At 63.2% G+C, this 4718-nt stretch carries 2 protein-coding genes and 2 pseudogenes; 1 reads left to right on the top strand and 3 read right to left on the bottom strand.

Annotated elements, in window-relative coordinates; all coding sequences use genetic code 11:
• Window positions 1-206: pseudogene (locus tag NQ018_RS11155) on the top strand (IS6 family transposase); the annotation flags it as partial.
• Between the two features lie 785 nt (window positions 207-991).
• On the opposite strand, the pseudogene NQ018_RS11160 reads toward NQ018_RS11155, so the two are convergent.
• The 3 genes and pseudogenes from NQ018_RS11160 to NQ018_RS11170 all read right to left on the bottom strand — a co-directional run.
• A pseudogene (locus tag NQ018_RS11160) lies at window positions 992-3331 on the bottom strand (ALF repeat-containing protein); the annotation flags it as partial.
• A gap of 8 nt (window positions 3332-3339) precedes the next feature.
• Entirely contained in the window at window positions 3340-4236 is an 897-nt protein-coding gene (locus tag NQ018_RS11165; protein WP_257061006.1) for an AbfB domain-containing protein, read from the bottom strand.
• A 56-nt stretch (window positions 4237-4292) separates the two neighbouring features.
• Complete coding sequence (locus NQ018_RS11170) at window positions 4293-4565, bottom strand: hypothetical protein (RefSeq protein ID WP_257061007.1); 273 nt, start codon at window positions 4563-4565, stop codon at window positions 4293-4295.
• Between the last annotated feature and the right edge of the window lie 153 nt (window positions 4566-4718).

Consider the following 4718-nt stretch of genomic DNA (forward strand, 5'->3'; position numbering starts at 1 on the left):
GTTTCAAATCGATCCCCACGGCCTATGCCACGATCAAGGGATTCGAAGTCATGCGAGCCCTGCGCAAAGGACAGGCTCGCCCCTGGTGCCTGCAGCCCGGCATCAGGGGCGAGGTGCGCCTTGTGGATAGAGCTTTTGGCATTGGGCCCTCGGCGCTGACGGAGGCCATGGGCATGCTCAACCACCATTTCGCAGCAGCCGCCTGATCGGCGCAGAGCGACAGCCTACCTCTGACTGCCGCCAATCTTTGCAACAGAGCCATTTTTCCTACTGGAATCACTCCGACCAATGTCCATAGACATCCGGAGATTTGCCCCTTGAAGCAGTTGACCAGGTCGGTGATTCCGACAAGGTCGAGGAGGAGGCTGAGGGCTGCCGGCCCGATGCGTTCTTTGATGATGTCGAGAAGCGAGGCTGGTTTTTCCGGGTCGGCCCCGTCTACTGCCTGTGCATCCAGACCGGCTTGAAGTTCGGCTTGCTCGGCGAGTTCTTTTTCCACCGCGATGCGGAATGCGTCGTCTGCTGCTTGGGCGGCAAGTGCCGCGTCTTGTCCTGCGGCTGCGGCTGAGGCGCGGGCGGATATGGCGGAGTTGGCTGCCGCGTTGGCTGAGGCGCGGGCGTCGATTGCGTAGCTGGTGGCCTGGTCGGCGTTCGCGGTTGCTTCGGCGGCGTCGGCTTCCGCGGAGGCGGCGGCTTGATGTGCTCTTGCCTGCTGTTGCTTGGCGAAGTCTAGTGACTGCTGGGCGGAGGCGGCGAATTCCTGGGCTCGTTGGGAGGCCTGTTGGGCGAATCCGGCGTATTCGGCTGCGGCATCAGCGTATTGACGTGCTTTTTGCGCTGATCCCCGGGAGTATTCGTAGGCTGCCTGCGCATTGGCGGCGAGTTCTCCGGCGAGGTTTGCTATGTTGCGTCCCGCCGCCAGCATCGAATTGATGTGGTCGTTGTGCGCTGCCCGGTTCGCATCGAGGCTGGCGCGGCGGTACTGCTCGATAGTGATGAACTCGTCGAGGGTCTTCCGGTCCCCGACAATGGCGGCTTCAGCGGCGGCTTTGACCTCCGGGCCACCAGTTTCAACCAGGTGATACGCCTGTTGGAGCTGGTCGCTGTAGCGAGCCTTGTCGTATCCGCCGCCGTTGACGAAATCGTCGAGGGCGTCATATCCGCCGTCGCGCAGCGCGGCGTCGGCTGCTGCTCGGGTGTTGTCCCCCTGGGTCTCGCGCAGCTTCCATGTTGTATCGATGAGATCGGGGAGACGCAGGGTTTTGACTTCGTCGTTGATGAACCAGTCGATGACTTCCGGTGCAGCGTTGGCGTACATGCCGGAGTCGAAGCGCACGTCCTCGTTGGGGTCGGTTGCCCACCATTGCCGGAGAAGTGCTTGGTTGTCCTGGTCGACAGCTGTGGGGTATCCACTGGTGGCGAAGACACGGAAATCATCGTCGGTTCCACCTGTCAGAGCGGTTTTCGCCGCGCCGACCACAGTGGGTGAGCCGACCTGGACAGCCGCGACGGTGGCTTTCTTGATGGCTTCTATGTCCAAGGAGCTGTTCGTCGTGTCGCTGCCTTCCAGCGGGGCGAGGTCCTTTTCAAGCTCCTTACGGCGGCGTTTCTCATCGGCGGCTACCCGATTGGCCGCGTCTTGGACGGTGCGCGCGTCTTCCGCCTGGGTGCGGAGGAACTCCTTTTCGGCCTGGCGGCGCTGATTGTCAATCTTGACGGCAAGTTCATGGGCCGACTCCGCCAAGTCGATGGCGCCGTTGGCGGCTTCGGCCGCACGTTGTGCTTCTGCGGCGTATTCGCCCGCATTGCGGGAGTGGGTGGCGGAGTTTTCCGCTTCCTGAGCGGCGCGGTCGGCTGCTTCTGCGGACCTTTCAGCGTGTTCGGCGGCTTCTATTGCCGCTTGCTTGGCTTGTTCGACAAGTCCTTCGATTTCGTGGACGAGCCGGTCAACTTCGTTTGCCGCCGCGCGTGCGCGTGCGGCGGCGGCACGTGCACGGGCGGCGCCTTCACGGGCTTCGGCAGCGGCGGCTTCGCTGACTCCGGCCGCGTTGGCGGCATCAGCGGCAGCAGCTGCGGCGACGTCGGCGTTTGCGGCGGCGGAGCTTGCCGCCTGGCCTGCGGCGCGGGCGTGGCCTGCTGATTGGGAAGCGTATACGTGTGCTTCGGCGGAGGCGCGGGCTTGCGCTGCCGCATCGCGGGCTTGTTCTGCTGCGATGCGGGCACCTCGGGCGGCGGAGGCGTCTCCTGCGGCGTTGGCGGCCGCTGTTTGGGCCGCGCTTGCGGCGGCGCGGGCACGGCCTGCTGCCGATGCTGCGCGGGAGAGTGCGTCGGCAGTTTGCTGCAGTGCGATACGTGCCTGATGGGAGGCTGCCACTGCCTGGTCTGCGACGTGGGCGGATTGTTGGGCAAGGTCGGCGGCGGCCGAGGCGGCGTTGCCTGCCCGGGTTTGGGCGGCGTCGGCGGCGAGAGCTTCATCGCGGGAGACTTCGGCGGCTCGCCGGGCGCTTTCAGCGGCGCGGGCTGCCTGATCTGCCTGCTGCCAGGCCAGTTTATTGGCGGTGCTCGCCGTGGATGCTTCGTTGATGGCCGTCTCAACGAGTTGGGAGATCTCCATCTTCTCGGAGTCCTGCGATGCGGCCACGAATTGTCCGTAGCGCAGGAATTCTTCGATGGCGGTGTCGGTTCCTACCTGGATGGCCTCGGACGCTCCAGCTGCGACGCTGGGAAGCGGGGAGTTGGTCAGTTCGTACACTTCGCGCCGACGGTCATGTGCGCGTGCTGTCTCGGCCCCGGTGGCAGCGAACTCGGAGAGGGCGTCCGGGGTGTTTTGCTGCAGGACTTCATCGGCGGCGCTTTTCAAGGTGGACCCGTCTGGTGCTTGTGCTGCCTCCCACGCGCTAGCACGGTCATCTTGGGCCTGGGCGTTTTGCCAGCCGGAGTCGATAAACTCCGACATTGCGGCCGAGTCGTTGGATTCGAGGAGGGCGGCGACTTCTTTTTGGACCGTCGGCCCGCTGACCGCGGAGATGGTGGTCAGGATGTGGCGCAGGTCCTGTTTTTGGGCCTCGACCCTGCCTGTGTCGACGTAATCGGAGAATTCCTTCTGCGACCCTGTTAGTGCGGCTGCGGCTGCATCCCGCGATGACGCCAGGTTTGTGTCGAGCATTCCGACGGCAAATACCCGGGCATCCACCACGTTGAGGCGCTCATCTGTCATCCGCTGGTGATCGGTTTGGGCGATAGCGTCAGCGTTGGAGAGTGAGAGCCACATCGCGACTGATGTGACAGCGGCGATGACGCGGCATAACCGCTGGTAACGGGTGGATGCCATGGGGTGTCCTACTTTCCGGGCAGTGCGAGTGCTTGGTCGGTGAACCACACGGATTCTGTGGTGCGGCTAGTGGCTGTGGTGACTGTGGCATCAGCACCGGCGGTGAGGATGCGGGCCTGGTTAGCGGCATTAGCAAGATACACCCCGGTGGGGGTGGTTTCTGCGGCGGTGGGGCACCACGTCGCGGCGCGGGTGTCAGGGTTGGTAAGCGCTGACACGGCCCCGGTGGTGTTCATCGTCAGGTAGGTGCCGGGGTAGGCGGCGGATTCCAGGGAGACACACTGGGAGGAATCAAGTGCAGGTACTACCTTGAAGGAGGCGTCGAGGCGGTCGTTGAATCCGCTGTTACGGTCAAGTAAGGATAGTTTTACCCCTGACCAGCTAAGCCGCATGACGTGGCCGGGGTTGATGCGCCCGGCTGAGCGCAAAGTGACGTAGTTAGGGGCCTGCCCCGATGGGGTCAAGGTGGCGGTGGAGGCGCCGTTGGGCGTAGCAACCGGGGTGACCTGCAGTTCGACAATCGTGGAGCCGCGGCGATCAACATCAACGCTTTTGACCTGGCCGGGTTGGATGACCTGCTGGAAGTAGACGGCCCCGTCAGGGAGTTTGAAGGCGACGGCAACCGGGACGGTGAGGTTGTTGACCACCCCGTAGGAGCCGGTGATGTTGACCGCCACCCACCCGGTGGGTGCGGTGAGGGTGAAACACACAGACATTCCGGCAACGGAGGTGGAGTCGACGCGGACTTGTTCGCGTGAGGTGCCGCAGGCTTGTTCGACTAATCCGCCGTCGCCGGCGATGGGGTCGACTTTGTCCTGGGCGAGTGCCGGTGTGGCAATACACATCAGTGCGGCACATGAGGCGGATAACGCGGCGGCGGTGAATCGTGTCAGGGCATAGCGCATGGGTGTGAGGGTCCTTGAGGTGTGGGAATGATGAAAAGAACGCTGGTGAGAAGGGTTTAGCGTGAAAGCGGCACGTAGCTGGTGGTGGACTCATCCAATGTCGAGCGAAGTGTCGTCGCAAACAAGGCCCATACCTCGTTGGCAACATGCTCGGAACTAAACGGGCCCTGCACCTGGGTGGTCTGGGTGGGGCCGAAGGATTCCACGACAAGGCGGATCCAGGTTTTGTTGGAGCCGGTGTACTGGGCCTTGACATCCGGGGAGTCGAACACGACGTTTTTCTCACCAGCTGGTGGGGCAGTGACCTCATCAAAACGGATGTTCAGCAATCGGTTAGCCCCCTCAGGGTGACCGGCTGAATCGGCCTGAGTTTTTCGGAGACTACAGGTAAAAGCCTTACTGGGCTTTTCGGGTGGTGTTGAATTCCTCGTAGTCCTGCTCGTATTCGATCGGGGGAACGTCACCGATCGACGAGTGCAGAC

Origin of the sequence: Corynebacterium kozikiae (genome assembly GCF_024580965.1) — a bacterium.
Classification (GTDB): Bacteria; Actinomycetota; Actinomycetes; order Mycobacteriales; family Mycobacteriaceae; genus Corynebacterium; species Corynebacterium kozikiae.

Excerpts from the sequence above, each read along its gene's own strand:
- NQ018_RS11165 (WP_257061006.1), bottom strand. The coding sequence starts at position 4,236 with ATGCGCTATGCCCTGACACGATTCACCGCCGCCGCGTTATCCGCCTCA.